The organism is Neorhizobium sp. T6_25 (assembly GCF_002968555.1).
Classification (GTDB): domain Bacteria; phylum Pseudomonadota; class Alphaproteobacteria; order Rhizobiales; family Rhizobiaceae; genus Neorhizobium.
This window is the reverse complement of record NZ_PVBL01000007.1, coordinates 202,360-226,951: the sequence shown is the minus strand read 5'-3', so window position 1 is coordinate 226,951 and position 24,592 is coordinate 202,360. Positions and strand designations below refer to the sequence as shown.

Sequence of the window (24,592 nt, the reverse complement as noted above, 5' to 3'; positions counted from 1 at the left end):
GAGGAGACGATTCTAACATTTCCAAGTTAGAAACTCTTCAATTGTTGCTCTCACCAAGATCGTTCAGCAAGGGTTCCATTTCACTTGGGGTGAGTGGCCATTTACCAACTGCCCCTCGGACAGATTTGCGGACCGCTAGGTACACAAGAAGTACAGAAGGCTGGGAAAATATTGGATTTCGTTGCACCACATGATCCCTGATACGCTCCGCGATGTATTTATTTTCTGCCATAAGTAAACGCACCTGATCAACGCCATCTCTGGCCGCCAGCTCATCGTACGCCTCAAGAAGCATACCTTCCAATACCGTAGGCTTTGGGTCGATACCTACGGCTTCGCGGTAAATATTCGCGAGGTCGGCCGTCATCTTACGAACTGAGGACAGGGCACTGCTGACATCGTCCGCAACCTTCTCAAAATAGTCGTTGGTAGCTTCGAGTAGCGCCATCGCTTTTGCGGCGTTTCGCTGCATAACTGGCGTTGCCTGGATCTGCGGCTTATAAATTGTGTCATGGGTCAACTCGCTGTAAGCGTGCTGAAGAAGGGTTTTGATCTGAACTTCGCAAGGCGTCCCTGCAGGTATCTGAACACCCTCAAATTCCGCTTCCGTGTCAGGCTTGACCACAAAGTGAACCGCAGAATAATCGAACACAGAAGGGTTCTTCTTTTGTTCCTCTTCATAATCGCGATCCTTAGAGAATGTCCAGCCTTCAATTGAAGTCAGCGCTGTTTCGACTTGCCTTATATCGCTTCCCAGCAGGACGACGAAGCGTGTGCCTACCTTGTCGGTGATGTCGTCATATGGATTCGTATATGCTTTATTGCGAAAGAATGCCTTTTCGATGAGTTTCTGATCATCTTTTAACCTTGGCGCCACAAGCGTTCGCAGAAAGTGCTGGGGTATTTGCGGGGCAATCAATGGAGCAAGTCGCATCTGCACTTGCTCGGAAATGAGCTTGCCCCATGCGAGATACGCCGTCTTCTCGGCGTACCATCGGTCAAGAAGCTGCTCTTCTTTGCTCATTCTTGCGCCTCGATCTGGCCTCGGATTGTGATTTGGGTCCAAGCGGCCCCGTCTTCACCTTTAATTGCAGAGACCACAACTAAATCTCTTACGGCGTCGGGCGGACCGGAGAGAGTTATGGCTCGAGGGAACCTAAACTTCCTGAGGCGCAGGACACCCGCAATTTCAGAGAGGTCCTTTGCTATCGCGCCTTGGGGAAATTTTTCCCGACGCATATGCTCAAGATACTCATCCGACATAACGTCATCCATGAATGATTCTGCGAACCGTGCTGTCTGTATAGTATTACCGCGATCAAGTTTCAGATAGGTATAGAGGCCATTGTAAAGGTCAACTTTCTGCTCTTCGGCTATATTGGCTCCCTTTATAAAGGCTCTGGTCTGTTCAAAGAACTTCTTCACCTGTTGAGCTGAGTTGTCCGGGATATCCAAGCCGAGGAATGTGCTGTGAAAATAAGTGGCCGCGTTGTCGCGCTGGGATGCAGTCATCGCACTGTCATATACTGTCACGGTCCATCCGTCGGGTAGCTTGGGACGCGCATCGAAACCATCGCTGACAAACAGACCAATCTTGTAGAGCTTTGTCTTTGGACTAAGAAACAGATCGGAAACAAAGCGCGCTTGAAGGTCTGCTGTCTTGATAAAACCCTCATGAAGTTCAGCCTTCATGACACCAAAGAACGGAGTTGCCGGATTACCTAGCGTACCATCGAATATTACCATCAGGCCGCCGGGAATTTGGCGTGACCCCTGAGCCGTTGCTAATGCATCCGCAAAAACCGCAGAGTGTTTAACGAACTCCGGATTTTGTGTGGTAATTAAATGAGCACCATGGGCTATCACGCTGCCTTCGCCATGCTCTCGGATAATCATTTCCATGCACTGTGCCGTGCTCTTGAAGGCGGCAACTACTCTGCTGCGGAAGGCAGCAAGTGCATCAAGTTCTAGCTTCAGAAGACCGGCACCATACGTCGGTCGAACCACCACGCCCTCATCAGAGCGCCGATAAACTTCATGCAAACAGATGCGGTTGATAGTCACATTCTCAATCGGCATCGCCCCTACCCCTTTAGCGCCAAACGAATCCCTGATGAGCAATAGTTTCAGTTTCGCCTTGGTTTGCAAGCGGAAGTTGAGGCGATTAATGACATCCCCATAGCCCCCACTCCCACTATCCTTCCACCCCTCCATCCCCTAAACATCTCCTCACATCCAAACGGGGAACGACTCATCCATGCGCATGCCGGCCATCGTCTTCGGACTGCTGTTTTCCCTGCTGGCTGCGGCCGGCGCCGAGGCGCGGGTCTACAAGTCGCCGCAGGCGCTAATCAAATCGCTTTATGCCGACACGATCGACCCAGCCGAGGACGATGCGCCCTCGCCCTATTCCGCCTATTTTTCCGAAGCGCTCAACGAGAGCCTGACGGCGAATGGCGAGGCGGTGGATTTCGATCCGATCCTTGCCGGGCAGGATGGCGTCGCCAGCAATATCCAGCTTTCCCCGCCGATCGTCTTCGGCGACACGGCCGAGCTGGAAGTGTCCTTCCGCAACGGCAAGCGCTCGGCGACGCTCTTCTATACGCTGGTGCGCGAAAACGGCGGCTGGAAGGTGAACGACATCGCCGACCAGTCCGGCGACGAACCCTGGAGCCTTCGCGACCTGCTGGGGCAGTAGGGGCGCGGTTTTTACGCCGCGGCGGGGGCAGCCACACGTCCCCTCATTCCCGTCCTTGTGACAGGAATCCAGCAGCGCCGCGCCGGTGGTGCAGGGGCCGCGTATGCCGCACCGTATCCCGGCCCTTCGCTTTAGCTCAGGGCGTTCGAGGCTCAAAACGCTCCACTGGAGCGTTTTGCCGGCCGCAGGCCGTCGCCTCTCACCCCACAAATGCCCGTTCGATGACGAACTCGCCGGGCTTGTTGTTGGAGCCTTCGACCAGACCGGCCTTTTCGAGCAGGTCCTTGGTGTCCTTCAGCATCGCGGTCGAGCCGCAGATCATGCCGCGGTCGACGGCTGGGTCGAGCGCCGGGACGCCGAGATCGGTAAACAGCTTGCCGGACTCGATCAGGTCGGTGATGCGGCCGCGATATTGGAAATCCTCGCGGGTCACGGTCGGGTAGTGCTTGAGCTTGTCCCCGACGATCTCGTGCAGGAATTCGTGGTTGTTGATCTCGTGCACCAGGTCGAAACCGTATTTCAGCTCGGCGATGTCGCGGCAGGTATGGGTGAGGATGACCTCGTCGAATTTTTCGTAGGTTTCGGGGTCGCGGATGAGGCTCGCGAAGGGGGCGATGCCGGTGCCGGTCGAGAACATGTAGAGCCGCTTGCCGGGCGTCAGCGCATCGAGCACCAGCGTGCCGGTCGGCTTCTTGCGCATCAGCACCGTGTCGCCCGGCTTGATCGCCTGCAGGTGCGAGGTCAGCGGACCGTCCGGCACCTTGATCGAGAAAAATTCCAGCTCCTCGTCCCAGGCCGGGCTGGCGATCGAATAGGCGCGGTAGACCGGCTTGTCGCCGACCATCAGGCCGATCATCGCGAACTCGCCCGAACGGAAGCGGAAACCGGCCGGTCGGGTCATGCGGAAGCGGAACAGGCGGTCGGTGTAATGTTCGACGGCGAGCACCGTCTCGGCATAAACGCCATCCGGGATCTTTGCCTGAACCTGGGCCACTGCGAATTCTTCCGTCTTTGCTGGAGCGTTCATGCCTATCGGTCTCTTCGTCTCGTCGTTCTTCGCAAAAGCGAAATATACCATCTGGTCCCGCATTTGAAGGCATCCGCGTGCCTTTGTCGCGGGCCTTTCAGAAAATGTGTGCGGGAAATTCACCTTCCGGCCGGTCGTTCCCCGGCCTCAGGCCGTCACGGTGCGACGCCGCCAGCTGTAGCCCTCGCCCTTTTCGGCGTGACGGGCCGTCGGCTGGTAGTGCTCGGCGATGCCCGGCAGCCGGCCCTCCTCGAGCCGCTTCAGCGCCGTGGCATTCTTCACCGAAAAGCTGTCGATGCCACAGCGCAGCATCAGAGGCACCTGGTCGATCAGCACGTCGCCGACCGCGCGCAGCTCGTTCTTGTAGGCCAGCCGGTCGCGCAGCAGCGAGGCATGCGAAAAGGCGCGGCCGTCGTTGAAGGCCGGAAAATCCACCGCGACGATCTCGATGCGGTAGAGATAGGGTTCGAGCTTGCGCACGTCGTCCGCCGGGCGGATCAGCACGCCGAGGCCGACATCGTTGCTCTCCTCGGCCCGCGCGATCATCTCGTCGAGCGGCAGCAGCACCTTCTGGTCCTCGGTCGCCTTCACCTCCTCGGTCTCGATCACCCAGGGGTCGTTTTCGACGAAGCCGGTTTCTCTCCAGATTCTTGGCACTTGGGTCATCATGCCGCCTCCGCCTTGGTATCGCCATAGAGCGCTTCCTTGAAAGGCTGCGGCCCGACACGGCGATAGGCTTCGAGGAAGGTCTCCTCCTTTGCGAGGCGAAGGCCGAGATAGGTATCGACGATGGTTTCCACCGCATCGGTCACCTTGTTCGGCTCGAAGCCGCGGCCGATGATCTCGCCGATCGAGGTGTTCTCGTCGCCGGAACCGCCAAGCGTGATCTGGTAGAGCTCGGCGCCCTTCTTCTCGACGCCCAGGAGGCCGATATGCCCGACATGGTGATGGCCGCAGGCATTGATGCAGCCGGAAATTTTTATCTTGAGCTCGCCGATCTCGGCCTGGCGCTCCGGAGAACCGAAGCGGGTGGAGATTTCCTGCGACAGCGGGATCGAACGGGCGTTCGCCAGCGCGCAATAGTCCAAGCCAGGACAGGCGATGATGTCGGTGATCAGCCCGGCATTGGCGGTCGCGAGATTATGGGCGACCAGCGCGCGGTAGAGCGGCTCGAGATCGGCCAACGCCACATGCGGCAGGATGACGTTCTGCTCGTGGCTGATGCGGATCTCGTCGAAGGCGAACTCTTCCGCCAGATCGGCGATGGCATCCATCTGCACGTCGGAAGCGTCGCCCGGAATGCCGCCGATGGGTTTAAGCGATATCGTCACCATGCCGTAGTCGGGATGTTTGTGCGGCTTGACGTTCTGGTCGACCCAGCGGGCGAAATTCTCGTCGGTCTTTTTCCAGCCGGCAAGCTGCGGCCAGCCTTCGGCGCGGTCGACCAGGGCCGGCGGCGCGAAATAGGCGGCGATCGCCTGGATGTCCTTCTCCGGCAGCTTCAGCTCGGTGCCCTGCAGATGGGAGAACTCCTCCTCCACCTGGCGGGCCAGTTCCTCGGCACCGGTCTCGTGGACGAGGATCTTGATGCGCGCCTTGTACTTGTTGTCGCGGCGGCCGTGCAGATTGTACACGCGCATGATCGCGGTCGTGTAGGAGAGGAGGTCCTCCTCGGGGAGGAAATCCTTGATCTTCTTGGCGATCATCGGGGTACGGCCCTGCCCGCCGCCGACATAGACGGCAAAACCGATCTGGCCATCCTCGTTCTTTTTCAGGTGCAGGCCGATGTCGTGCACCTGGATCGCGGCGCGGTCGCGCTCGGCGCCGGTGACGCCGATCTTGAACTTGCGCGGCAGATACGAGAATTCCGGGTGGACCGACGACCACTGGCGCAGGATCTCGGCGTAAGGCCTGGGATCGGCGACTTCGTCGGCGGCAGCACCGGCGAAATGGTCGGCGGTGACGTTGCGAATGCAGTTGCCCGAGGTCTGCAGCGCATGCATCTCGACGCTTGCCAACTCAGCCAGGATATCCGGCGTGTCGGAGAGTTTCGGCCAGTTGTACTGGATGTTCTGGCGTGTGGTGAAATGCCCGTAGCCGCGGTCGTATTTGCGGGCGATATGGGCGAGCATCCGCATCTGCCTGGCATTCAGCGTCCCGTAGGGGATCGCGACGCGTAGCATGTAGGCGTGAAGCTGGAGGTAGACCCCGTTCATCAGGCGCAGGGGCTTGAACGCGTCCTCGGCCAGTTCACCGGCGAGGCGGCGGCCGACCTGATCGCGGAACTGCTCCACGCGGCTCGAAACAAAAGCGTGGTCGAATTCGTCGTAACGGTACATGACTTCCTCAAACTGCGATGAAGGCCGGATCGGCAGGGCGATATCCGGCAGCATATTCCATGGTCGGGCCCTGGGCACGAATACGTTCGCGAAGACGCAGCGGCCAGAGCTTGCCGTCCTGCTCCTGCACGTCGATGACAGCGACGTCAACAACCAGGTTCTGCGCAAAATCGCGCTTGCCGATCGCTTCCAACGAAGCCACGGCCTCGGGATGGCGGGCGACGATCGCGTCCTGCAGGTTTTCCACCCACTGGCCGTTCGCATCGAGCCAGACGGCGATGCCGTCGGAAAGGCGGTTGGCGGTCAAAACCTTGTCGGTCATCTTGTCTGTTCCATTTTCTCGCGAACCGGCATCTTACCATGGGAAAGCGGTTCGGACTTTTCGAAATTCGCACCGGCGACGGCTTCGCCGATGATCACCATGACCGGGCCGGAGAGATCCTCGCGCGCTTCCAGGTCCGGCAGCTCGCGAAGAACGCCGTGGAAGAGCCGGCGGTCGGCGCGGCTGGCATTTTCGATCACGGCGACGGTGGTTTCCGGGGCAAGGCCGGCGCCCATCAGGCGTTCGGCGACGGAGGCGGCAACCGTTCGGCCCATATAGACGGAAATCGTCGCGCCGGAAATCGCAAGACTTGCCCAGTCGGGCAGAACGTCGCCGGTCAGGTCGTGGCCGGTGGTGAAGATCAGCGACGAGGCGACGCCGCGCAGCGTCAGCGGCAGTTCGAAATCGGCGGCTGCCGCAAAGGCGGACGTGATGCCCGGTACGATCTCGTAAGTGACCCCGGCGTCGCGCAGTGCCGCCATTTCCTCGCCAGCGCGGCCATAGATCAGGGGATCGCCGGACTTGAGACGCACGACGCGCTTGCCTTCGCGGCCGAGCCTGACCAGCAGCCTGTTGATCTCGTCTTGGGATTTCGAATGGCAGTTCTTGCGCTTGCCGACCGACAGGCGCTCGGCATCACGGCGGCCCATGTCGACGATCGCCTGCGGCACCAGCGCGTCAAAGACGATCGCGTCGGCCTCCATCAGCACGCGCTGGGCACGCAGTGTTAAAAGGTCCTCGGCACCCGGGCCGGCCCCGACCAGCCAGACATGGCCCGCGGCGCGACCGGTGGTCGACAGCAGCGCATTGGCCGAGCGGCGGGCGGTGGCGATATCGTTGGCATCGACGGCGCTCGCGACGTCGCCCGAGAAAAACCGGCGCCAGAAGATCCGGCGTGATACGCCGCGCGGCACCAGCCGTTCGGCGGCATCGCGATATTCGGCGGCGAGACGGGCGAGAACGCCTAGTGACGGCGACAGCATCTGGTCGATGCGGGCGCGGATCATCTGGGCGAGCACCGGGCCGGCACCTTCCGTGCCGATGGCGATGGCGACCGGTGCGCGGTTGACGAGGGCCGGCGTGTAGAAATCGCAGAAATCCGGCTGATCGACCGCATTGGCGGGCACCTTTTCGGCGCGGGCGGCAGTGACGATCGCACGATCCAGGGCGGCGTCGCCGGTTGCGGCGAACACCAGCACCGCGCCCTTGACCTGATCTGCGAGCTGATCCGGCGAAAAATCCGAATGAACGGTGTCAATGCCCTGAGCGGCCAGCCAGCCGGAATAGTCCGCATCAGGTGCGGAGACGTAAGCAACGATCTCCGCATCGGTGTTGCGCAGCAGCCGGGCCTTGGCATAGGCTTCGTCGCCATTGCCGAACACGACAACGCTCCGTCCGCAGACGCGGAAGAAAGCCGGAAAGACCGACAGGCGTTGTTGGCTTGGAGACATGCGGGTATCCTGAATCATATGACAGCAATATCCACAATAAGACGGCGGAATTGAAGGAATGGATATGCGAAGTGGATTGTGAGCCGGTATTTCTGTTTTACGATCAACCGGTTCTTGAGCAAAAGCCACCGCAGACGATATTTCTCCAGTATTTCTGTAGACTATAGTGTTTCTTGCCCCGATCCTCTCGTTCCGCGCCATAAACTGCCTAGACACCTTGCGATAAAGAGTTCCCATGACAATCGCCGCCCGCCTTCTCGACGTCATCGAAAACGACATCCTGCCCCTGACGGAAAAGGGCGTCGCCACCGGCAACAAGGTTTTCGGCGCGGCGATCCTCAAGAAATCGGACCTGTCTCTGGTGATAGCAGAGACCAATAACGAGCTCGAAAATCCGCTCTGGCATGGCGAAGTGCACACGCTGAAGCGTTTCTATGAAACTACACGAGATCTTCCCACCAAGGACCTGATTTTCCTCTCGACTCACGAACCATGCACGATGTGCATGTCGGCAGTCACCTGGGCCGGTTTCGACAATTTCTATTATTTTTTCAGCCACGAGGATTCGCGCGACGCCTTCGCCATCCCGCATGACCTGAAGATCCTCAAGGAGGTTTTCGGCCTGGAGCCCGGCGGTTACCGGCACAACAACGCCTTCTGGCATTCCTACGCAATTGCCGACCTGGTCGAGAGCGAAGGCGAGCCGCTCCGTGCCGGCCTCAAGACCCAGACCAGCCGGATCAAAGCCCGATATGACGGGCTTTCCGGCATCTACCAGTCCGGCAAGGACAAAAACACCATTCCGCTCGCCTGACATCCGGCATTGAAGGACAAGATGATGGAAGCATCGAAGGATATTTCGCGGCTGATCGAGATCATGGCGGCGCTCAGGACGCCCGTCACCGGCTGCCCCTGGGACCTCGAACAGAATTTTTCGACCATCAAGCCCTATACGATCGAGGAGGCCTATGAGGTCGCCGATGCGATCGAGCGCAACGACATGGACGATCTCTGCGAGGAGCTGGGCGACTTGCTGCTGCAGGTGGTCTTCCACGCCCGCATGGCCGAGGAAGCCGGAGAATTTTCCTTCGGCGATGTCGTTGAGGCGATCACAAAAAAGATGATCCGCCGGCATCCGCATGTCTTCGCCGTCTCCGATGCGGCGACGCCGGACGCGGTGAAGCTGCAGTGGGACGACATCAAGACGGAAGAGAAGCGCAAGCGGGCCGAGCGGCGGGCGCGGCGCGGCATTACCGAGGATTTCAAGCTCGGATACCTCGGAAGCGTCCATCGAGCCCAGCCAGCGCTGACCGAGGCGCTGAAGCTGCAGCAGCGGGCGGCAAAGGTCGGCTTCGATTGGTCGGCGGCCGAACCGATCCTCGACAAGATCGAGGAGGAGATCGGGGAACTGCGCGAAGCTCTGCGCGACGGAAACCAGGACAAGGTTACCGACGAACTCGGCGATCTCATCTTCGCGCTGGTCAATATCGGCCGGCATGTGAAAGCCGATCCGGAAGAGGCGCTTCGCGGCATGAATACAAAATTCAGGCGACGGTTCAATTATATAGAAACATCTCTTCAACAATCGAATGAGACGCTGGAGGCTGCCACGCTGGAACGCATGGAAGAACTCTGGCAGGCCGCCAAGGCGATCGAACGGAAGCTCGGCTGACGGATACTTTGGCCAGCCAAGCCATCAAGACATGATCGCCTCCTGATCCGCAAAGCACTGCCGCGATGGAAGGCGATCGCAACTCTATGCTGTTCGGCCGGCGGTGACGACCTTCTCCATGCGGTTCTGGAAGAGGCGATTGAGCGCCGTTCGAGAGGGTTTTTCCACCAGGTAGAAGCTGGCGAGTGCGGCCAGCACGGCGGCGAGTATCAGCAACGGGGTCGGCGCCGCGCCCTCGCGGTAAAGCTTGTAGAAGGGCTGCTGCCACAGATAGAGCGAATAGGACCACAGTCCGGCATAGGTGAGCACCTTCGCCGACAGCACCTTGCGGAAGACCGGCGCCGCGCTGTCGATCGTGGTGATCGATAGTGCCAGCATAGCGGTCGACAGACCGAAGGAGAGGACGTGAAACGGCATCCCCTTCGCCACGACCGCAATCAGCAGCGCCAGCGGCGAGACCCACCAGGGGGCTTGGCGGTTGCGCAGGAACAGCCAAAGACCGCCGGCGATGAATATGCCGGCCACGGAGACGTCGCTGCGCCAGTGGGTATAGAGAACGCTCGCGCCGAGTTCCGTGCGGATGACGCCGTTCAGCATGGCCGCAGCGCCGAGTGCGACGATCAGAGCCCCGACAGGAAACAGTCTGCGGCGCGACAGGAATGCGACGCCCGCCAGAAGAATATAGGCATGTTCTTCGACGCATAGCGACCACAGGTGATCAAGCAACGCCACCGGATGGGTATAGACCATCGCGTAATTGATCGTGAACGTCAGCGCCAGCAGTGCCGCGACAGGGCCGTGCGAAATTTCGGTGCCCTGGAAGGCAAGGGTCGTGATGACGACGAACGCGAAGAGGGCCGGATAAATTCGTGAGAAACGCCTGAAAAAGAAGGTCGGCAGTTCCGCCCGCTTGACGAACAGAATTTCCGACATCAGCCGCCCGGACAGAACGAAAAACAGGTCCACCCCGAATGTACTGACGCCGGGCCAGAAATCATCGATCCAGAAATGGCCCACTATCACGAAGAGTACCGCAATACCTCTCCACCCATCCAGGTAGTCCAGGTGTGCTCCGGTCTCTTCCTTCGGTGGATTTTGTATCATCGCGAAACCCGTTTTTGCTGGCCCGCGGATGATAATACCGCAAGAATCGTGGCCGTCTTCGTCGGCTCATGTTGCACCGCAAAAAACCGGCAACATCATGACGCTGCCGGCGGTTGCCGAGATTGCGCGCAGCGCGCTCCTATCGTTCCCAGTCTTCCTTGTCCGGTTTCAGGCCATTGCCGAGCTTGCGCTCCAGTTCGGCGGCTTCGGCCTCGGACATGCGGACATCCAGGGTGACGGAACCGTCCTCGTTGTCCTCGCGGCCGTCGACGACGGAATTGCTGTAGACCCAGGAGACGAGGCCGAGCTTTTCCGGCGGGATGGTGATCGAGGTTTCGGTCAGCACGCCGGAGAGACGTTTCGAGATCTCGTCCATCAGGGGCTCGACGCCCTCGCCCGTGATCGCCGAGACCGCCATGACGTTCTCGCGGCCGACGGCGCGTTCGGCGATCGCCTCGTGGGCTTCCGGGTCGAGCCGGTCGATCTTGTTCCAGACCTCGATGATGCGGGCTGCCGCTTCCTTCTCGTCGATGCCGAGATCAGCAAGGATGCGCATCACGTCGCCGGCCTGGGCGGCATTGTCCGGGTCGGACATGTCGCGCACATGTAGGACGAGATCGGCTTCCAGAACCTCTTCCAGCGTGGCGCGGAAGGCCGCGACCAGATGGGTCGGCAGGTCGGAGATGAAGCCGACGGTGTCGGAGAGGATCACCGTGCGGCCATGCGGCAGCTTCATGCGTCGCAGCGTCGGATCGAGCGTCGCAAACAGCATGTCCTCGGCAAGCACTCCGGCGCCGGTGATGCGGTTGAACAGCGTCGATTTGCCCGCATTGGTATAACCGACCAGCGCCACGATCGGGTGCGGCACCTTGCGGCGCTTGGCGCGGTGAAGCTGGCGGGTACGGACCACCTGTTCGAGCTCGCGCTCCAGCTTGACGATGCGTTCCTGAAGCAGCCGGCGGTCGGCCTCGATCTGAGTTTCGCCGGGGCCACCCATGAAGCCGGCGCCACCGCGCTGGCGTTCAAGGTGGGTCCAGCTGCGGACCAGGCGGCCCTTCTGGTAATTGAGATGCGCCAGATCGACCTGCAGCGTGCCTTCCTTGGTGGAAGCGCGGCGGCCGAAGATCTCGAGGATCAGGCCGGTCCGGTCGATGACCTTGGCCTGCCATTCCTTTTCGAGATTGCGCTGCTGTACCGGGGTCAGCGGATGATCCACGATGACGAGGCCGGCGTCGTGCTCGTCGAGCAGCGCCTTGATTTCCTCTATCTTGCCGCTGCCCATCAGCGTTCCCGGGCGCGGCTGGCTGATCGGTACGATCAGCCCCTGCACGATCTCCAGGTCGATCGCTCGTGCAAGGCCGATCGCCTCTTCGAGGCGGGCTTCGTTGGAGCGCTGCGGTGCGGGTGCTTGGCTAGAGTCGCCCTGCCCCGCCTTCGACCGTGCCTGCTTGAGGACCGGCACGATGACGAGCGCGCGCATATCGTCCCGGCGCTTTTCAGCCTCCGGGACCATGGATTCTTTAGACGTATCGCGATTTGAAATCTGCTCTGTCCTGTTAGGCCGCATTCTCTTCGGTTTCGAACATCTGCATGGGCTGGCCCGGCATGATGGTCGAGATCGCGTGCTTATACACGAGCTGAGAGTGGCCGTCACGGCGAAGCAGGACGCAGAAATTGTCGAAAGAGGTCACGACACCTGTCAGCTTGACCCCGTTGATCAGGAAAATCGTCAGGGAAATCTTCTGCTTGCGAACGGTATTAAGAAATAAATCCTGCAGGTTCTGAGAACGTTCCGCCATAGCGCCGCTTCTTTCTTTTTTGCCGGCCCGGAGCCGGATCATGATCAAGCTTGATAAAAGACGACCGGAAAGCGCCCCGTGCTTTCCTTTCCCCGATGTTTGACTATCAAATCGCCGTCTTTTCCGCAACGTCGAAAAAGGTGTCGCGAATACTTGACGATACCGTGCCCGGATGGCCGTTGGCCACCGGCTTGTTGTCGATTTCGACGATCGGGACGCAGATCCCGGTGGCGGAGGTGAAAAACACCTCGCGCGCCGCCAGCATCTCTTCCGCCTTGAACTCGCGCTCGACCACCTTGAGCCCGAGCTTTTTCGCGACATCGATGAGGGTCGTGCGGGTGATTCCCTTGAGGATGCCGTGTTCAGCCGGCCGGGTGACCAGCTCGCCATCCCGCGTAACGATCCAGACGTTCGAAGAGGCACCTTCCATGACGATGCCGGACCGGTCGATGAAGATGGCGTCCTGAGCACCGGCCTCCTTCGCCTGCTGCTTGGCAAGCACGTTGGGCAGCAGGCCCACCGTCTTGATGTCGACGCGGTCCCAGCGGTTCTCAGGCAGGGTGATGACCTTGATGCCGCTCGCATATTTCCTGGCGGCGGCCGAGGGATCGGTGCTCTTGGCGGTAATCGTGATGGTCGGCGGCGTGCCCTCGGCCGGGAAGTAGTGGTCGCGGCGGGCGGCGCCGCGGGTTACCTGCAGATAGAAGATGCCGTTCTTCACCCGGTTGCGGCGGAGAACTTCGCGGATGACGAACGTGAGCGCCGCGCGGCCCATCGGCGCGGCCATCCTCAGTTCGCTCAGCGACCGGTCGAGGCGGTTGAGGTGGCGGGTCAGATCGACGATCATGCCGTGACGCACTTCGCAGACCTCGTAGACGCCGTCTGCGAACTGGAAGCCGCGATCCTCCACATGCACCGCGGCGTCGGAATGGCGAACATATTGTCCGTTCACATAGGCAATTCTCGACATCGATGTCCCCGGCTCTTTTCGGAAATGCTGGTCAGAAATACTGGATGGAAACGCGGAAAAGCTGCTCCACATGGCGCACGGCTTCGGCGGTGGCGAAGAGCACGACCCGGTCGCGCGCCTTGATCTTGGTATCGCCGTTGGGGCGGATGACGGCCTCGCCGCGGTAGATCGCGCCGACACGGATGCCGTCCGGAAGGTCGAGCTCGCGGAACGGCCGGCCGACCAGCGGCGAGGTTTCGAGCGCCTCGGCCTCGATAATCTCGGCAGCGCCGTTCTGCACCGCATAGACGGAACGGATGCGGCCCTTGCGGACATGCTGGAGCACGCGCGAGATCGTCACCGCACGCGGGTTGATCTGCGCGTCGATGCCGAGCGCGTCGGTGACCTGATGGAACGAGGTGGAGTTGATCAGCACCAGGTTCGACTTGCAGCCGAGCGATTTCGCCAGGACCGCGCCGAGGATGTTGATCTGGTCGCTGTTGGTGAGGGTTATCATCAGGTCGGTATCCTGGATATCGGCCTGGGTGAGGATGTTCTGGTCGAGCGCCGAACCGTGCAGCACGATTGTATTGCGCAGCTGCTCGGAGACGATCAGCGCCCGCTCGCGGTCGCTTTCGATGATCTTCAACCGCGTCCTCGGCTGGTGTTCCTCAATAGTGCGGGCGACGTAATATCCGATATTGCCGCCGCCGGCGATGACGATGCGGCGAGCCTCCTGCTCCTCGTGGCCGAACAGGCCGAGCGTGCGGCGGATGTGTTCGCGCTGGCAGATGACATAGGCGAGATCGCCGACTTCGAGCTCATCGGCGGAGCGGGCGACGGTCAGGACGCCGCCCCGGACGATGCCGACCACGGTTGCCATCAGGTCCGGAAAGAGATCGGAGAGCTGGTGCAGGGGCGTGGCGACGACCGGGCAGTCCTCCATGCACTCGATCGCCACCATGGTGATGTGATCGTCGGCGAACTTTACGACATCGGTGGCGCCGGGAAAGGAAATCCGCCGCAGCACCATCTTGCCGACCTCGATTTCCGGCGAGATCGTCACGTCGATCGACATGTTTTGGCGGCTGAAGAGGTCGGCATATTCCGGCTTCAGATAGTTCTGGGCGCGGATGCGGGCGATTTTGGTGGGCACGGAAAACAGGGCATGCGCGACTTCGCAGGCAACGATGTTGACCTCGTCATAGAGCGTCACCGCGATAATCATGTCGGCGTCTTCGGCGCCCGCCTTTTCCAGCACGTCCGGATGAGCGCCGTGGCCGACATAACCCTTGACGTCGAGCGTCTCGGTGATCGCAGCAATCAGCGTCGCCGAGGTATCGATGACGGAGACGTCATTGTCCTCCTGAGCGAGCCGCTCGGCAATGCCGTAGCCCACCTGTCCCGCGCCGCAGATGATCACCTTCATATGTCAAACACCAAGCGATTTGAGCTTGCGGTGGAGTGCCGAGCGCTCCATGCCGACGAATTCCGCGGTGCGGGAAATGTTGCCTCCGAAACGGTTGATCTGGGCGATCAGGTAGTCGCGCTCGAACATTTCGCGGGCCTCGCGCAGCGGCAGCGTCATGATGTGGTAGTCGCCTTTGGCCGAAACCTTAGGCAGCATGTCGCCGAGATCTGTCGGCAGCATGTCGGCGGAAATCGGCGAATCCGGACCGTCGGAACGGGCGAGGATCATCAACCGTTCGATATTGTTGCGCAGCTGACGGATATTGCCCGGCCAGTCGTGGGCCTGGAGGACGGCCATGGCGTCCTCGCCGATCTTGCGGGGGCGGATGCCGGCCTGTTCGGAGATCTGGCGCATGAACATGTCGACCAGGAAAGGAATGTCCTCGCGACGCTCGGCCAGCGCCGGCACCTTGACCGGCACGACGGCGAGACGATGGTACAGATCCTCGCGGAACGAACCGTCGGCGATCAGGCTTTCGAGATTGTAGGCGGTCGACGAGATGATGCGAACATCGACCTTGACGCGCTTCGAACCGCCGACGCGCTCGAACTGTTGATCCACAAGCACGCGAAGGATCTTGTTCTGCGTCTCGCGCGGCATTTCGCCGACTTCGTCGAGATAGAGGATGCCGCGATGGGCCTCTTCCAGTGCGCCGATCTTGCGCGCCTGGCCCGGAGCCCCTTCCGTGCCGAACAGTGCCATCTCCATGCGATCGGGCGTGATCGTCGCGGCGTTCAGCGCCACGAACGGACCGGTCACGCGAGACGACCGCTTGTGGATCATCCGTGCCACCAGTTCCTTGCCGGAACCGGAGGGGCCGAGGATCATCACGCGGCTGTTGGTGGGAGCGACCTTCTCGATCGTCTGGCGAAGCTGCGAGACGGCAACCGACGTGCCGACCAGTTCGGCGGCGTCGCCGGTGCGCTTCTTAAGCTCGGTCACCTCGCGCTTCAGCTTGGAGTTTTCGAGCGCCCGCTCGGCGATCAGGATCAGCCGATCGGCCTTGAACGGTTTTTCGATGAAGTCGAAGGCGCCGCGCTTGATCGCCGAAACAGCGGTCTCGACATTGCCGTGACCGGAGATCATCACGACGGGCAAATCGGGATGCCGGCTCTTGACCTCGTCGAGCAGCGCCAGGCCGTCGAGCTTGGAGCCCTGCATCCAGATATCCAGGAAAACCAGCCGCGGCACGCGATCGGATATCGCTGCCAGCGCGCTGTCGCTGTCGTGGGCCGTGCGGGTTTCATGGCCCTCATCGGACAAAATACCTGAAACGATATCGCGGATATCCGCCTCGTCATCTACGACCAGAATATCAGACGCCATAAGCCAATTCCTTGTTATTATCCGTTCCCGGCACCGCCACCTGTTCCAGATGCGGCAGCAGCACCCTGATCATGGCGCCCTTGCCATGATCGAAATCGGCGGGGGCATCGTGCAGTTCGAGCTGCCCGCCGTGTTCTTCAATGATCTTCTTGACGATGGCGAGCCCCAGACCCGTGCCCTTGTCGCGCATGGTCATGTAAGGCTCGAGGATGCGGTGCCGGTTTTCGGTCGGCAGGCCGCTGCCGTTGTCGATGATATCGACGACATATGTGTCGCGCTCCGCGTCGTAGACCGAGCGGACCTTGACCTTGCGGCCGTCGCGCTCCTGATCGCTCGAGACCGCCTCGATCGCCTCGACGGCGTTCTTGATGAGGTTGCCGAAGGCCTGGCCGAGCATGCGCGCATCGAACATGCCCTTCAGCGGCTCGTCGCCAAGTTCGCGGATGAAATCCACATGGGTCGTGCCCATCTCGCGCAAAAAGATCGCGTCGCGCAGGATATCGCGCAGATCGGCCTCTTCCTTGGCGGGTTTCGGCATGCGGGCAAAGGAAGAGAATTCATCGACCATGCGGCCGATATCGCCGACCTGGCGCACGATCGTATCGGTGCACTGGTCGAAGACGGCGCGGTCGTCCTCGGCGATCTGCTTGCCGTAGCGACGCTTGAGGCGTTCGGCCGAAAGCTGAATCGGGGTGAGCGGGTTCTTGATCTCGTGGGCGATGCGGCGGGCAACGTCCGCCCAAGCGGTCGAACGCTGGGCGATGACGAGATCAGTGATATCGTCGAGCGTCACCACATAGCTGTCGTGTGCGGCGCGCTGCTCCTCGCGGGTGACCTGAACCGACAGCGTCCGCTCCTTGCCGCCGCGGATCAGGTTCACCTGCTTGCGGAATTCGCCGCGCGCTCTGGTGCGCGCCTCGGTCAGGACGTGGTCGATCTCGGGCGCGACATCCTCAAGCTTCTCGCCCATCAGCTGTTCGGCGGGAACGCCGAGGAAATGCTCCGCCGACGGATTGACGATGGTAATGCGGCGGTCTTCCTCGACGCCGATGACGGCGGCGGTGACGCCGGACAGCACCGCCTCGATGAACCGGCGACGGTCGTCGACTTCATCCTTGGCCTCGAGGATCTCGTCGCGCTGGCTGCGGATCTCCGAAATCATCTTGTTGAACGTGCGCGACAGGCTGCCGACGTCGCCGTCGGCGGCGCGCACCGGCACGACGACGTTGAGATTGCCGGTCGCCACGCTGTCGGCGGCACTGATCAGCAGACGGATCGGCCGAACGATGCGGTCGGCGACCGCGATCGCCGTCCAGATCGCCGCGAGCAGCACGATCAGCGCGAAGCCGAGATAGAGCACCGCAAAGGCGATCTGCAGCGACGTGCGGCCGGCTTCCATCGCCTGGTATTCGGCGGTGTTCTCCTCCATCAGCCGCATCGCCGAGATGACCTTCGGATCGACGGCGCGGATCGTATAGAGATAGGAGCCCGGAATGGCGTCGAGCTTGATGACGGCGCCGACGAGGTTGGTGACGCCTGGCGGGATCAGCGTCGGCTGGCCGGCCGCCGCCGTCTTCAGCGCATCCTCCGGGATCGCCGGCAGCGGCTTTTCCGTCTTGATGTCGGCCTGGACGATCGCCTGCCCGTCTTCGCGCACCAGGAAGGCTCCGAGCATTCCGCGACCCCGCGCCTGGCGGGTCATCAGGTCCACGAACCCCGTACGGTCGAGATAGAACATCGGCCGGTTGCGCTCGAGGTCGTTCGACATCGATACGGTCTGGCCCTGAAGATAGCTGGCATTCTCGAGCATATAGGCCCGTGCTACGTCCTGGGACGACTGCACGATCGACTGCGTCCGCAGCGAGAACCAGCGGTCAAGGCCGACATTGAGCGTGAGGCTCGCGAAGATCGCCACCAGGACCGCCGGCGTAATCGCCACGATCGAGAACAGTACGACGATGCGGACATGCAGGCGGGCGGCGGCACGGCCGCGGTTACGGGCCTTCACCAGTCGGACGATCTCGCGGCCGATCAGATACATCAGGCCGAGGATGAAAAGCGAATTCAGTGCAGCCGAGGCGATCACGACATTGGTGGTCGGGGCGATCGGCGTCAGGCCGAGCAGGATGAAAAGCGTCACCGACGCGCAGATCAAGGCTCCGCCGGCGAGCAGAAGGCCGGGGAGCGCAAACGACGCGCGCCGATCCTGCACTGACACCGCTGGCTCGTCTTCGGCCATCGGCGCTGTTACGCCTTCCGTCATCGAATCCACTCCGATCCCCAAAACCCTCGCGGGAGATCGATCCGACCCGGTCAGACCGGGCGAAGCGACAGCCACTTTCCAGAAAAGGGCTGGCCTACCCCCATCGACGTCCGCCACTCCGTCGAGCCTTCACCAAACCCTGCGTGACCTTTAAGCAACGCAATGTGGCGAAAATGCAACGATGAGCGGAAGCTGTCAAGCAGTCGGGAACAAACTAACCATCAAGCGCCGCGAGAGCTGCGATAGACCGAGACGCCCAGTTCCCGGATCTTCTTGCGAAGCGTGTTGCGGTTGAGGCCGAGCAGATCGGCCGCCTTGATCTGGTTGCCGCGGGTGGCCGTCAGCGCCGCCAGGATGAGCGGATATTCCAGCTCCGTCAGGACGCGATCGTAGAGACCCGGCGGCGGCAGGTTTTCCCCGAAGCTCGCGAAATAGCTGCGCATGTTTTCTTCCACGGCCTGGGCGATGGTGAGCGAACCGCTGCGGGTGCCCATCTTGTCGATCGGGCTGTCGGGAACATCCGAGCGCAGCTCCGATTCGATGATCTCGCGGCTGATGACCTCCTGCGGATAAAGCGCCATCAGGCGGCGAACGAGGTTTTCCAGCTCGCGCACGTTGCCCGGCCAGGCATAGGCCTTCATCAGATCCAGCGCCTCGCTGTCGAAACGCTTGGCATCAAGTCCTTCCTTCTCGGCCATCTGCATGAAGTGGCGAACGAGGTCCGGAATGTCCTCGGCACGATCACGCAAGGGTGGCAGGCGCAACGGCACGACGTTGAGGCGGTAATAGAGGTCCTCGCGGAAGAGGCCCTGGTTGATCAGGTGCTTCAAATCCTTGTTGGTGGCCGCGACGATTCGGACGTCGGTGCGGATGGGCGTACGGCCGCCGACGGTCGTGTATTCGCCCTGCTGCAGAACGCGCAGAAGCCGCGTCTGGGCGTCCATCGGCATATCGCCGATCTCGTCGAGGAAAAGGGTTCCGCCCTCGGCCTGCTCGAAACGGCCGGTGGAGCGGTTCTGGGCGCCGGTGAACGCGCCCTTCTCATGGCCGAAAAGTTCCGATTCGATCAGGTCACGCGGGATGGCGGCCATGTTGATCGCCACAAACGGACCGTTGCGCCGCTTGCCATAGTCATGGAGCGCGCGGGCGACGAGTTCCTTGCCGGTGCCGGACTCACCGGTGATCATCAGCGTCAGGTCGGTCTGCATCAGACGGGCAAGGACCCGGTAGATTTCCTGCATGGCGGCGGAACGGCCGACGAGCGGCATGCCATCCTGCATGTCGTCGTCGAGGCGGGCGGGCTTGCGCTTCGGTTCGGCCAGCGCCCGGCCGATGATGGCGATCAGCTCGGTCAGGTCGAACGGTTTCGGCAGGTAGTCGTAGGCCCCCTTTTCCGAGGCCTTGATGGCCGTCATGAAGGTATTCTGGGCGCTCATGACGAGCACCGGCAACTCGGGCCGCGCCTTCTTGATGCGCGGCAGAAGGTCGAAGGCGTTCTCGTCCGGCATGATCACGTCGGTGACGACGAGATCCCCCTCGCCAGCCGAAATCCAGCGCCACAGGGTGGCGGCATTGGAGGTGATGCGCACTTCGTAGCCCGCCCTGGTCAAGGCCTGGTTCAGAACGGTGCGGATGGCCGCGTCGTCGTCGGCGACAAGGATCGTGGCAGTCATTTTACGTTTCCTGTGGAGTTCAAGGCGCGGCCGTCCATGGCCTCTTCCTTGTGCATGGGCATCAGAACACGGAATATCGTCCGGCGCGCCTGGCTGTCGCATTCGACGATGCCGCCATGGCCGCCGATGATCTTGGCGACCAGCGCCAAGCCCAGGCCGGAGCCGTTCGTCTTCGTGGTGATGAAGGGATCGAAAAGATGCGGCACGAGGTCGGTCGGAACGCCCGGTCCGTTGTCGATGACGCAGAATTCGAGCGGCAGGGAGATCTTGTCCCGGGTGCCGGCGACCGAAAGCTTGATGCCGGGGCGATAGGCGGTGGTCAGCATGATTTCGCCGTCCGGCTGGTCGCCGACGGCTTCGGCCGCATTCTTGATGAGGTTGAGGAAGACCTGCACCAGCTGGTCGCGGTTGGCAAAGACCGGCGGCAGCGACGGGTCGTACATTTCGGAAATCTTGATCTTGCGGGCAAAGCCGGCCTTGGCGACCGCCTTCACGTGATCGAGCACCGAATGGATGTTGAGGGCTATGCGATCGACCGGCCGTTCGTCGGAAAAGACTTCCATGCGATCGACCAGCGAGACGATGCGGTCGGTCTCGTCGCAGATCAGCTGGGTCAGCGCCCGGTCGTCGTCGGGAACGACGCTTTCCAGAAGCTGGGCGGCGCCACGGATGCCCGAGAGCGGGTTCTTGATCTCGTGGGCGAGCATGGAGGCCAGACCCGTCACTGAACGCGCGGCGGCGCGATGGGTGAGCTGGCGGTCGATCTTGTCCGCCATGGACCGCTCCTGGAAGACGACGACCACCGAGCCCGGTTCGCTGACCACGGGCGCGACATAGAGATCGACCAGCTTGTCCTGGCCCAGGCGCGGCGAAGACAGATCGACGCGGTATTCGTTGACGGGCGCCTTACGCTCGCGCACCTGGTCGATCAGGGCGAGAAGCGGGCTGCCGAACGGGATGAAGGTGGAGATCTTGTTCTTGGCGAGATGGGGAGCGCTGGCGCCGAAGAAGGCCTCCGCCTCCCAGTTCGCGAACGCGACCTTGCCTCCCGCATCGACCAATATCACCGGGTTCTGCACCGAGTTGAGGACAGCCATGGCGAGCGCGTTGCCAATCGTGGCATCCTGCGCCGGGGACTTGCTCATGCGGCCTCCTTCTGAGCGTCGACGGGTTGGCCGCCGAGCGCTGCAATCATCCGGCGCGAAACATCGGCCGGGTCTTTCGAAATCATGATGGCGGCCTTTTCTTGGGCGGGCAGGTCGCCCGCGAAGCGGTCGAGATACCAGCCGAGCTGTTTTCGCGCGTGGCGGAGGCCGGCCTCGCGGCCGTAGAGTTCCAGCATCGCCTCGTAATGTTCGATGACCAGATCGGCAATCTCGGCCTGCGACGGCGCGGCGTGGCCGGCAAGCCAGCCGACATGCCAGGGCCGTCCCTGGGCGCCGCGGCCGACCATGACCGCATCGGCACCGGAGCGCGCCAGGATATCCTGGGCATCCTCGGGCGATTCGACGTCACCATTGGCGATCAGCGGGATGGAGATCGCGTCGCGCACCTGGCGGATCGCATCCCAGTCCGCCCTGCCCTCGTAGAACTGCATGCGGGTGCGGCCGTGGATGGTCACCAATTGGATGCCCGCCTGTTCCGCACGGCGGGCGATCTCGGGCGCATTGATGGAATTTTCGTCCCAGCCGAGCCGCATCTTCAGCGTCACCGGCACGCTGACGGCGTTGACCGTCGCTTCGATCATAGAAAGCGCGTGATCCGGATCGCGCATCAGGGCCGAGCCCGAATAACCGCCCGTCACCTTCTTGGCGGGACACCCCATGTTGATGTCGATGATATCGGCGCCGTTATCGGCAGCGATTTTCGCGGCGACCGCCATCGGCTGCGCCTCGCGGCCGGCGAGCTGTACCATGTGCGGCGAAATCCCGGCGCCCTTGAGCCGCGCCCATGATTCGCCGCGGTTGAGAATGAGTTCACCGCTGGCGACCATTTCCGTCACGACGAGCCCGGCGCCATAGCGCCAGGCAAGCCGCCGGAACGGCAGATCGGTGACGCCGGACATCGGCGCCAGGACGACGCGATTGCGAATGGCGACAGGCCCGATCTGAAAAGGCTTGGCAAGATCTTGGAAACTCAAATGATGATCTTTCGGGCACATGAGATTGTTGCACTATTTTTATTCAGGTCTCGGGCGTTTGCCAAGAGCAATTCCGGAACTGCGTTATTTTTGAGCGCCATGCTGGAATTCAGGCTTTTGGTCCTATAGTTCTGCGCCTGTCAATCCAAAACGAATTACGGGTCGGGGACGACAAAGCCATGACAATCGGTCCCAAGACAATCGGTATCGTCATCGTCGCCGCGGGCCGCGGGGAACGTGCCGGTTCCCCTGAGGACGGCCCCAAACAGTATCGGCGGATCGGAAGCAAGCCGGTCATCGCCCATACGCTGGAGCGGTTTCTGACCTGGCCCCGCAGCGGCCCGATCGTCGTCGTCATCCATCCGGACGACGAGGCGCTGTTCGCTGCGGCAACCGTCGGCGTCAAGGGAGCGGCCGGGCTGATCACCACGTTCGGCGGGGAAACACGGCAACGCTCGGTCTATGAAGGCCTGCGCGCCCTTTCCGGCACCGCGGCGACCCACGTGATGATCCACGATGCGGCGCGGCCCTTTATCGACCACGGCGTGCTCGAGCGGGTGGCGCGGGCGCTCGACGAGGGGCAGGACGGCGTGCTGCCGGCCGTTCCGGTCAGCGACACGCTGAAGCGCGGCGGTTCCGACGGACTGGTGCACGAAACCGTACCGCGCGCCGGGCTTTATGCCGCGCAGACGCCGCAGAGCTTTGTTCTCTCTGAAATCCGCACGGCGCATGAAAAGGCGGCGGCACTGCGCCGCGAGGATTTCACCGACGACGCCTCGATCGCCGAATGGGCCGGCCTGCCGGTGACGCTGGTGGAAGGATCGATCGACAATATCAAACTCACCGTGAAGCGGGATATCGCCATGGCCGACGAAAAGCTCTCGCAGACCCGGTCTTCGACCACCCTCCCCGATGTTCGCACCGGCAACGGTTACGACGTGCACCAGCTGGAGCCCGGCGACGGCGTGACGCTCTGCGGCGTGTTCATTCCACACGACCAGAAGCTCAGCGGCCATTCGGATGCGGATGTCGCGCTGCATGCCTTGACCGATGCGCTGCTCGCGACCTGCGGCGCCGGCGATATCGGCGACCATTTTCCGCCGTCCGACATGCAGTGGCGCGGTGCGCCGTCAAAGATCTTCCTCGACCATGCGGCGAAGATCGTCCGCGAGCATGGCGGCACGATCATGAACGCCGACATCTCGTTGATCGCAGAAGCGCCGAAGATCGCCCCGCACCGCCAGGCGATGCGCAAAACCCTCTCCGCGATTCTCGGCATTTCGATCGACCGCTGCTCTGTCAAGGCGACCACCAACGAGAAGATCGGCTTCATCGGCCGCCGCGAAGGCATCGCCGCGATCGCCACGGCGACCGTCGTTTACCGCGGAGACGCCGCGTGAGCCTGTTTCCCGCCGATATCGAGGACCAGGCCAGGCGGATCATTTTAGACTTCACCGCACGCGGAAAAATGGTCGCGACCGCCGAATCCTGCACGGGCGGGCTGATCGCCGGGGCGCTGACGGAGATTTCCGGCTCGTCCGCCGTCGTCGACCGCGGTTTCGTCACCTATACGAACCAGGCGAAGGTGGACATGCTCGGCGTGGCGGACGCGACGCTCACGACGCATGGCGCGGTGTCGAAGGAAACCGCGCTACAGATGGTGCATGGGGCGCTCTACCGCTCGCAGGCGAGCGTCGCGGTGGCGGTGACCGGCATCGCCGGTCCCGGCGGCGGATCAGCGGAAAAGCCGGTCGGCCTGGTGCATCTCGCTGCGAAAAGCCGCTCGGGAAAAATCCTGCACCGGGAAATGCGGTACGGCGATATCGGCCGCACGGAGGTCAGGCTTGCGACGGTGCGCACTGCGCTCGCGATGCTGGCCGAGGTGGCCGCTCAGGCGTAGATCTTGTCGGCCCGGGTCTCGAAGGCTTCGGCGAACATGCGGAAGGCGCGATCGAACATCGAGCCCATCAGGGCGCCGAGGATCATGCTCTTGAACTCGTAATCGATGTAGAAATGCACGACGCACCCCTCTGGGCCGGCATTCGGGGAACCGCCCGCTACCGGCTCGAAGCTCCAGCGGTTGTCGAGGTATTTAAACGGCCCCTCGATATATTTCACGTCGATGATCCGCTCCGCCGGGTTGAGCAGCACCTGGGTGGTGAAGGTTTCCCGGATCGCCTTGTAGCCGACCGTCATGTCGGCCACGAGAAGCGTCTTGCCGTCGCGCTCCTTGGAGGAACGTACGGTCAGCGCTTCGCAGAGCGGCAGGAATTGCGGATATTTTTCGACATCGGCAACGAGCGCGTACATCTTTTCGGCGCTGTGCTTGACGGGACGGCGGATTTCGAACTTTGGCAT

General features: G+C 61.7%; 23 protein-coding genes. 5 read left to right on the top strand and 18 right to left on the bottom strand.

Going from position 1 to position 24,592, the window contains the following annotated elements; genetic code table 11:
* Positions 1–37: 37 nt before the first annotated feature.
* Complete coding sequence (locus C5L10_RS12330) at positions 38–1,024, bottom strand: GTP pyrophosphokinase family protein (protein ID WP_105429889.1); 987 nt, start codon at positions 1,022–1,024, stop codon at positions 38–40.
* The gene (locus tag C5L10_RS12325) at positions 1,021–2,214 is read right to left on the bottom strand and encodes a nucleoid-associated protein (RefSeq protein WP_245447984.1); all 1,194 of its coding nucleotides are present in this window, start codon (positions 2,212–2,214) and stop codon (positions 1,021–1,023) included. Before C5L10_RS12325 ends, C5L10_RS12330 begins: the two co-directional genes overlap by 4 nt.
* A gap of 43 nt (positions 2,215–2,257) precedes the next feature.
* Here C5L10_RS12325 and C5L10_RS12320 point away from each other — a divergent pair, with 43 nt between their 5' ends.
* Complete coding sequence (locus C5L10_RS12320; RefSeq protein ID WP_105429888.1) at positions 2,258–2,698, top strand: hypothetical protein; 441 nt, start codon at positions 2,258–2,260, stop codon at positions 2,696–2,698.
* 199 nt (positions 2,699–2,897) lie between these two features.
* Here C5L10_RS12320 and C5L10_RS12315 read toward each other — a convergent pair whose 3' ends face one another.
* From C5L10_RS12315 to cysG, 5 genes are all read right to left on the bottom strand, one after another.
* Positions 2,898–3,725 carry a ferredoxin--NADP reductase gene (locus tag C5L10_RS12315; RefSeq protein WP_105429951.1) on the bottom strand — a complete coding sequence of 276 codons (828 nt, stop codon included), beginning with the start codon at positions 3,723–3,725 and terminating at the stop codon, positions 2,898–2,900.
* A gap of 147 nt (positions 3,726–3,872) precedes the next feature.
* A complete protein-coding gene (locus tag C5L10_RS12310) occupies positions 3,873–4,382 on the bottom strand; it encodes a DUF934 domain-containing protein (RefSeq protein WP_105429950.1) in 510 nt (169 codons plus the stop codon).
* An 8-nt stretch (positions 4,383–4,390) separates the two neighbouring features.
* The gene (locus C5L10_RS12305) at positions 4,391–6,064 is read right to left on the bottom strand and encodes a nitrite/sulfite reductase (RefSeq protein ID WP_105429887.1); all 1,674 of its coding nucleotides are present in this window, start codon (positions 6,062–6,064) and stop codon (positions 4,391–4,393) included.
* 7 nt (positions 6,065–6,071) lie between these two features.
* The gene (locus tag C5L10_RS12300; RefSeq protein ID WP_105401274.1) at positions 6,072–6,386 is read right to left on the bottom strand and encodes a DUF2849 domain-containing protein; all 315 of its coding nucleotides are present in this window, start codon (positions 6,384–6,386) and stop codon (positions 6,072–6,074) included.
* On the bottom strand, positions 6,383–7,837 hold the full coding sequence (cysG, locus tag C5L10_RS12295; RefSeq protein WP_105429949.1) for a siroheme synthase CysG: 1,455 nt from the start codon (positions 7,835–7,837) through the stop codon (positions 6,383–6,385). Before cysG ends, C5L10_RS12300 begins: the two co-directional genes overlap by 4 nt.
* A gap of 235 nt (positions 7,838–8,072) precedes the next feature.
* On the opposite strand from cysG, the gene C5L10_RS12290 reads away from it, so the two are divergent.
* Positions 8,073–8,651, top strand: a complete 579-nt coding sequence (locus tag C5L10_RS12290) for a nucleoside deaminase (RefSeq protein WP_105429886.1) — start codon at positions 8,073–8,075, stop codon at positions 8,649–8,651.
* Between the two features lie 24 nt (positions 8,652–8,675).
* Entirely contained in the window at positions 8,676–9,509 is an 834-nt protein-coding gene (gene mazG / locus C5L10_RS12285) for a nucleoside triphosphate pyrophosphohydrolase (protein WP_105429948.1), read from the top strand.
* A gap of 84 nt (positions 9,510–9,593) precedes the next feature.
* Here mazG and C5L10_RS12280 read toward each other — a convergent pair whose 3' ends face one another.
* The 10 genes from C5L10_RS12280 to dusB form a co-directional block, all read right to left on the bottom strand.
* The gene (locus C5L10_RS12280; RefSeq protein ID WP_105429885.1) at positions 9,594–10,613 is read right to left on the bottom strand and encodes an acyltransferase; all 1,020 of its coding nucleotides are present in this window, start codon (positions 10,611–10,613) and stop codon (positions 9,594–9,596) included.
* A gap of 139 nt (positions 10,614–10,752) precedes the next feature.
* On the bottom strand, positions 10,753–12,126 hold the full coding sequence (gene hflX, locus C5L10_RS12275) for a GTPase HflX (protein WP_205837044.1): 1,374 nt from the start codon (positions 12,124–12,126) through the stop codon (positions 10,753–10,755).
* A 43-nt stretch (positions 12,127–12,169) separates the two neighbouring features.
* A complete protein-coding gene (gene hfq, locus C5L10_RS12270; RefSeq protein WP_007757453.1) occupies positions 12,170–12,412 on the bottom strand; it encodes an RNA chaperone Hfq in 243 nt (80 codons plus the stop codon).
* A gap of 106 nt (positions 12,413–12,518) precedes the next feature.
* Complete coding sequence (locus C5L10_RS12265) at positions 12,519–13,382, bottom strand: D-amino-acid transaminase (protein WP_105429884.1); 864 nt, start codon at positions 13,380–13,382, stop codon at positions 12,519–12,521.
* Between the two features lie 31 nt (positions 13,383–13,413).
* Entirely contained in the window at positions 13,414–14,790 is a 1,377-nt protein-coding gene (gene trkA, locus C5L10_RS12260; RefSeq protein ID WP_105429883.1) for a Trk system potassium transporter TrkA, read from the bottom strand.
* 3 nt (positions 14,791–14,793) lie between these two features.
* A complete protein-coding gene (locus C5L10_RS12255) occupies positions 14,794–16,158 on the bottom strand; it encodes a sigma-54 dependent transcriptional regulator (protein WP_046630559.1) in 1,365 nt (454 codons plus the stop codon).
* A complete protein-coding gene (locus C5L10_RS12250; RefSeq protein ID WP_105429882.1) occupies positions 16,148–18,421 on the bottom strand; it encodes a PAS domain-containing sensor histidine kinase in 2,274 nt (757 codons plus the stop codon). The genes C5L10_RS12255 and C5L10_RS12250 overlap by 11 nt, the downstream gene beginning before the upstream one ends.
* A gap of 221 nt (positions 18,422–18,642) precedes the next feature.
* Positions 18,643–20,094: a nitrogen regulation protein NR(I) gene (gene ntrC / locus C5L10_RS12245; protein ID WP_037087225.1), complete on the bottom strand. Its 1,452-nt coding sequence runs from the start codon at positions 20,092–20,094 to the stop codon at positions 18,643–18,645.
* Complete coding sequence (locus tag C5L10_RS12240; protein WP_046669310.1) at positions 20,091–21,239, bottom strand: nitrogen regulation protein NR(II); 1,149 nt, start codon at positions 21,237–21,239, stop codon at positions 20,091–20,093. Before C5L10_RS12240 ends, ntrC begins: the two co-directional genes overlap by 4 nt.
* Positions 21,236–22,255, bottom strand: coding sequence for a tRNA dihydrouridine synthase DusB (dusB, locus tag C5L10_RS12235; protein WP_105429881.1), 1,020 nt, complete (start codon positions 22,253–22,255; stop codon positions 21,236–21,238). Before dusB ends, C5L10_RS12240 begins: the two co-directional genes overlap by 4 nt.
* Before the next feature lie 158 nt (positions 22,256–22,413).
* Between dusB and C5L10_RS12230 the strand changes: the two genes are divergently transcribed.
* Positions 22,414–23,634 carry a bifunctional 2-C-methyl-D-erythritol 4-phosphate cytidylyltransferase/2-C-methyl-D-erythritol 2,4-cyclodiphosphate synthase gene (locus C5L10_RS12230; protein WP_105429880.1) on the top strand — a complete coding sequence of 407 codons (1,221 nt, stop codon included), beginning with the start codon at positions 22,414–22,416 and terminating at the stop codon, positions 23,632–23,634.
* Positions 23,631–24,134: a CinA family protein gene (locus C5L10_RS12225; RefSeq protein WP_105429879.1), complete on the top strand. Its 504-nt coding sequence runs from the start codon at positions 23,631–23,633 to the stop codon at positions 24,132–24,134. Before C5L10_RS12230 ends, C5L10_RS12225 begins: the two co-directional genes overlap by 4 nt.
* On the opposite strand, the gene C5L10_RS12220 is transcribed toward C5L10_RS12225, so the two are convergent.
* Positions 24,125–24,592, bottom strand: coding sequence for a type II toxin-antitoxin system RatA family toxin (locus tag C5L10_RS12220; RefSeq protein WP_105429878.1), 468 nt, complete (start codon positions 24,590–24,592; stop codon positions 24,125–24,127). The two genes, C5L10_RS12225 and C5L10_RS12220, sit on opposite strands and share 10 nt — an antisense overlap.

Bases quoted from the DNA above. Each gene is read 5' to 3' on its own strand.
- C5L10_RS12330 (WP_105429889.1), bottom strand. From the start codon at position 1,024: ATGAGCAAAGAAGAGCAGCTTCTTGACCGATGGTACGCCGAGAAGACG.
- C5L10_RS12325 (WP_245447984.1), bottom strand. From the start codon at position 2,214: ATGGAGGGGTGGAAGGATAGTGGGAGTGGGGGCTATGGGGATGTCATT.
- C5L10_RS12320 (WP_105429888.1), top strand. From the start codon at position 2,258: ATGCGCATGCCGGCCATCGTCTTCGGACTGCTGTTTTCCCTGCTGGCT.
- C5L10_RS12315 (WP_105429951.1), bottom strand. From the start codon at position 3,725: ATGAACGCTCCAGCAAAGACGGAAGAATTCGCAGTGGCCCAGGTTCAG.
- C5L10_RS12305 (WP_105429887.1), bottom strand. From the start codon at position 6,064: ATGTACCGTTACGACGAATTCGACCACGCTTTTGTTTCGAGCCGCGTG.
- C5L10_RS12300 (WP_105401274.1), bottom strand. From the start codon at position 6,386: ATGACCGACAAGGTTTTGACCGCCAACCGCCTTTCCGACGGCATCGCC.
- cysG (WP_105429949.1), bottom strand. From the start codon at position 7,837: ATGTCTCCAAGCCAACAACGCCTGTCGGTCTTTCCGGCTTTCTTCCGC.
- C5L10_RS12290 (WP_105429886.1), top strand. From the start codon at position 8,073: ATGACAATCGCCGCCCGCCTTCTCGACGTCATCGAAAACGACATCCTG.
- mazG (WP_105429948.1), top strand. From the start codon at position 8,676: ATGGAAGCATCGAAGGATATTTCGCGGCTGATCGAGATCATGGCGGCG.
- C5L10_RS12280 (WP_105429885.1), bottom strand. From the start codon at position 10,613: ATGATACAAAATCCACCGAAGGAAGAGACCGGAGCACACCTGGACTAC.
- hflX (WP_205837044.1), bottom strand. From the start codon at position 12,126: ATGGTCCCGGAGGCTGAAAAGCGCCGGGACGATATGCGCGCGCTCGTC.
- hfq (WP_007757453.1), bottom strand. From the start codon at position 12,412: ATGGCGGAACGTTCTCAGAACCTGCAGGATTTATTTCTTAATACCGTT.
- C5L10_RS12265 (WP_105429884.1), bottom strand. From the start codon at position 13,382: ATGTCGAGAATTGCCTATGTGAACGGACAATATGTTCGCCATTCCGAC.
- trkA (WP_105429883.1), bottom strand. From the start codon at position 14,790: ATGAAGGTGATCATCTGCGGCGCGGGACAGGTGGGCTACGGCATTGCC.
- C5L10_RS12255 (WP_046630559.1), bottom strand. From the start codon at position 16,158: ATGGCGTCTGATATTCTGGTCGTAGATGACGAGGCGGATATCCGCGAT.
- C5L10_RS12250 (WP_105429882.1), bottom strand. From the start codon at position 18,421: ATGACGGAAGGCGTAACAGCGCCGATGGCCGAAGACGAGCCAGCGGTG.
- ntrC (WP_037087225.1), bottom strand. From the start codon at position 20,094: ATGACTGCCACGATCCTTGTCGCCGACGACGACGCGGCCATCCGCACC.
- C5L10_RS12240 (WP_046669310.1), bottom strand. From the start codon at position 21,239: ATGAGCAAGTCCCCGGCGCAGGATGCCACGATTGGCAACGCGCTCGCC.
- dusB (WP_105429881.1), bottom strand. From the start codon at position 22,255: ATGTGCCCGAAAGATCATCATTTGAGTTTCCAAGATCTTGCCAAGCCT.
- C5L10_RS12230 (WP_105429880.1), top strand. From the start codon at position 22,414: ATGACAATCGGTCCCAAGACAATCGGTATCGTCATCGTCGCCGCGGGC.
- C5L10_RS12220 (WP_105429878.1), bottom strand. From the start codon at position 24,592: ATGCCAAAGTTCGAAATCCGCCGTCCCGTCAAGCACAGCGCCGAAAAG.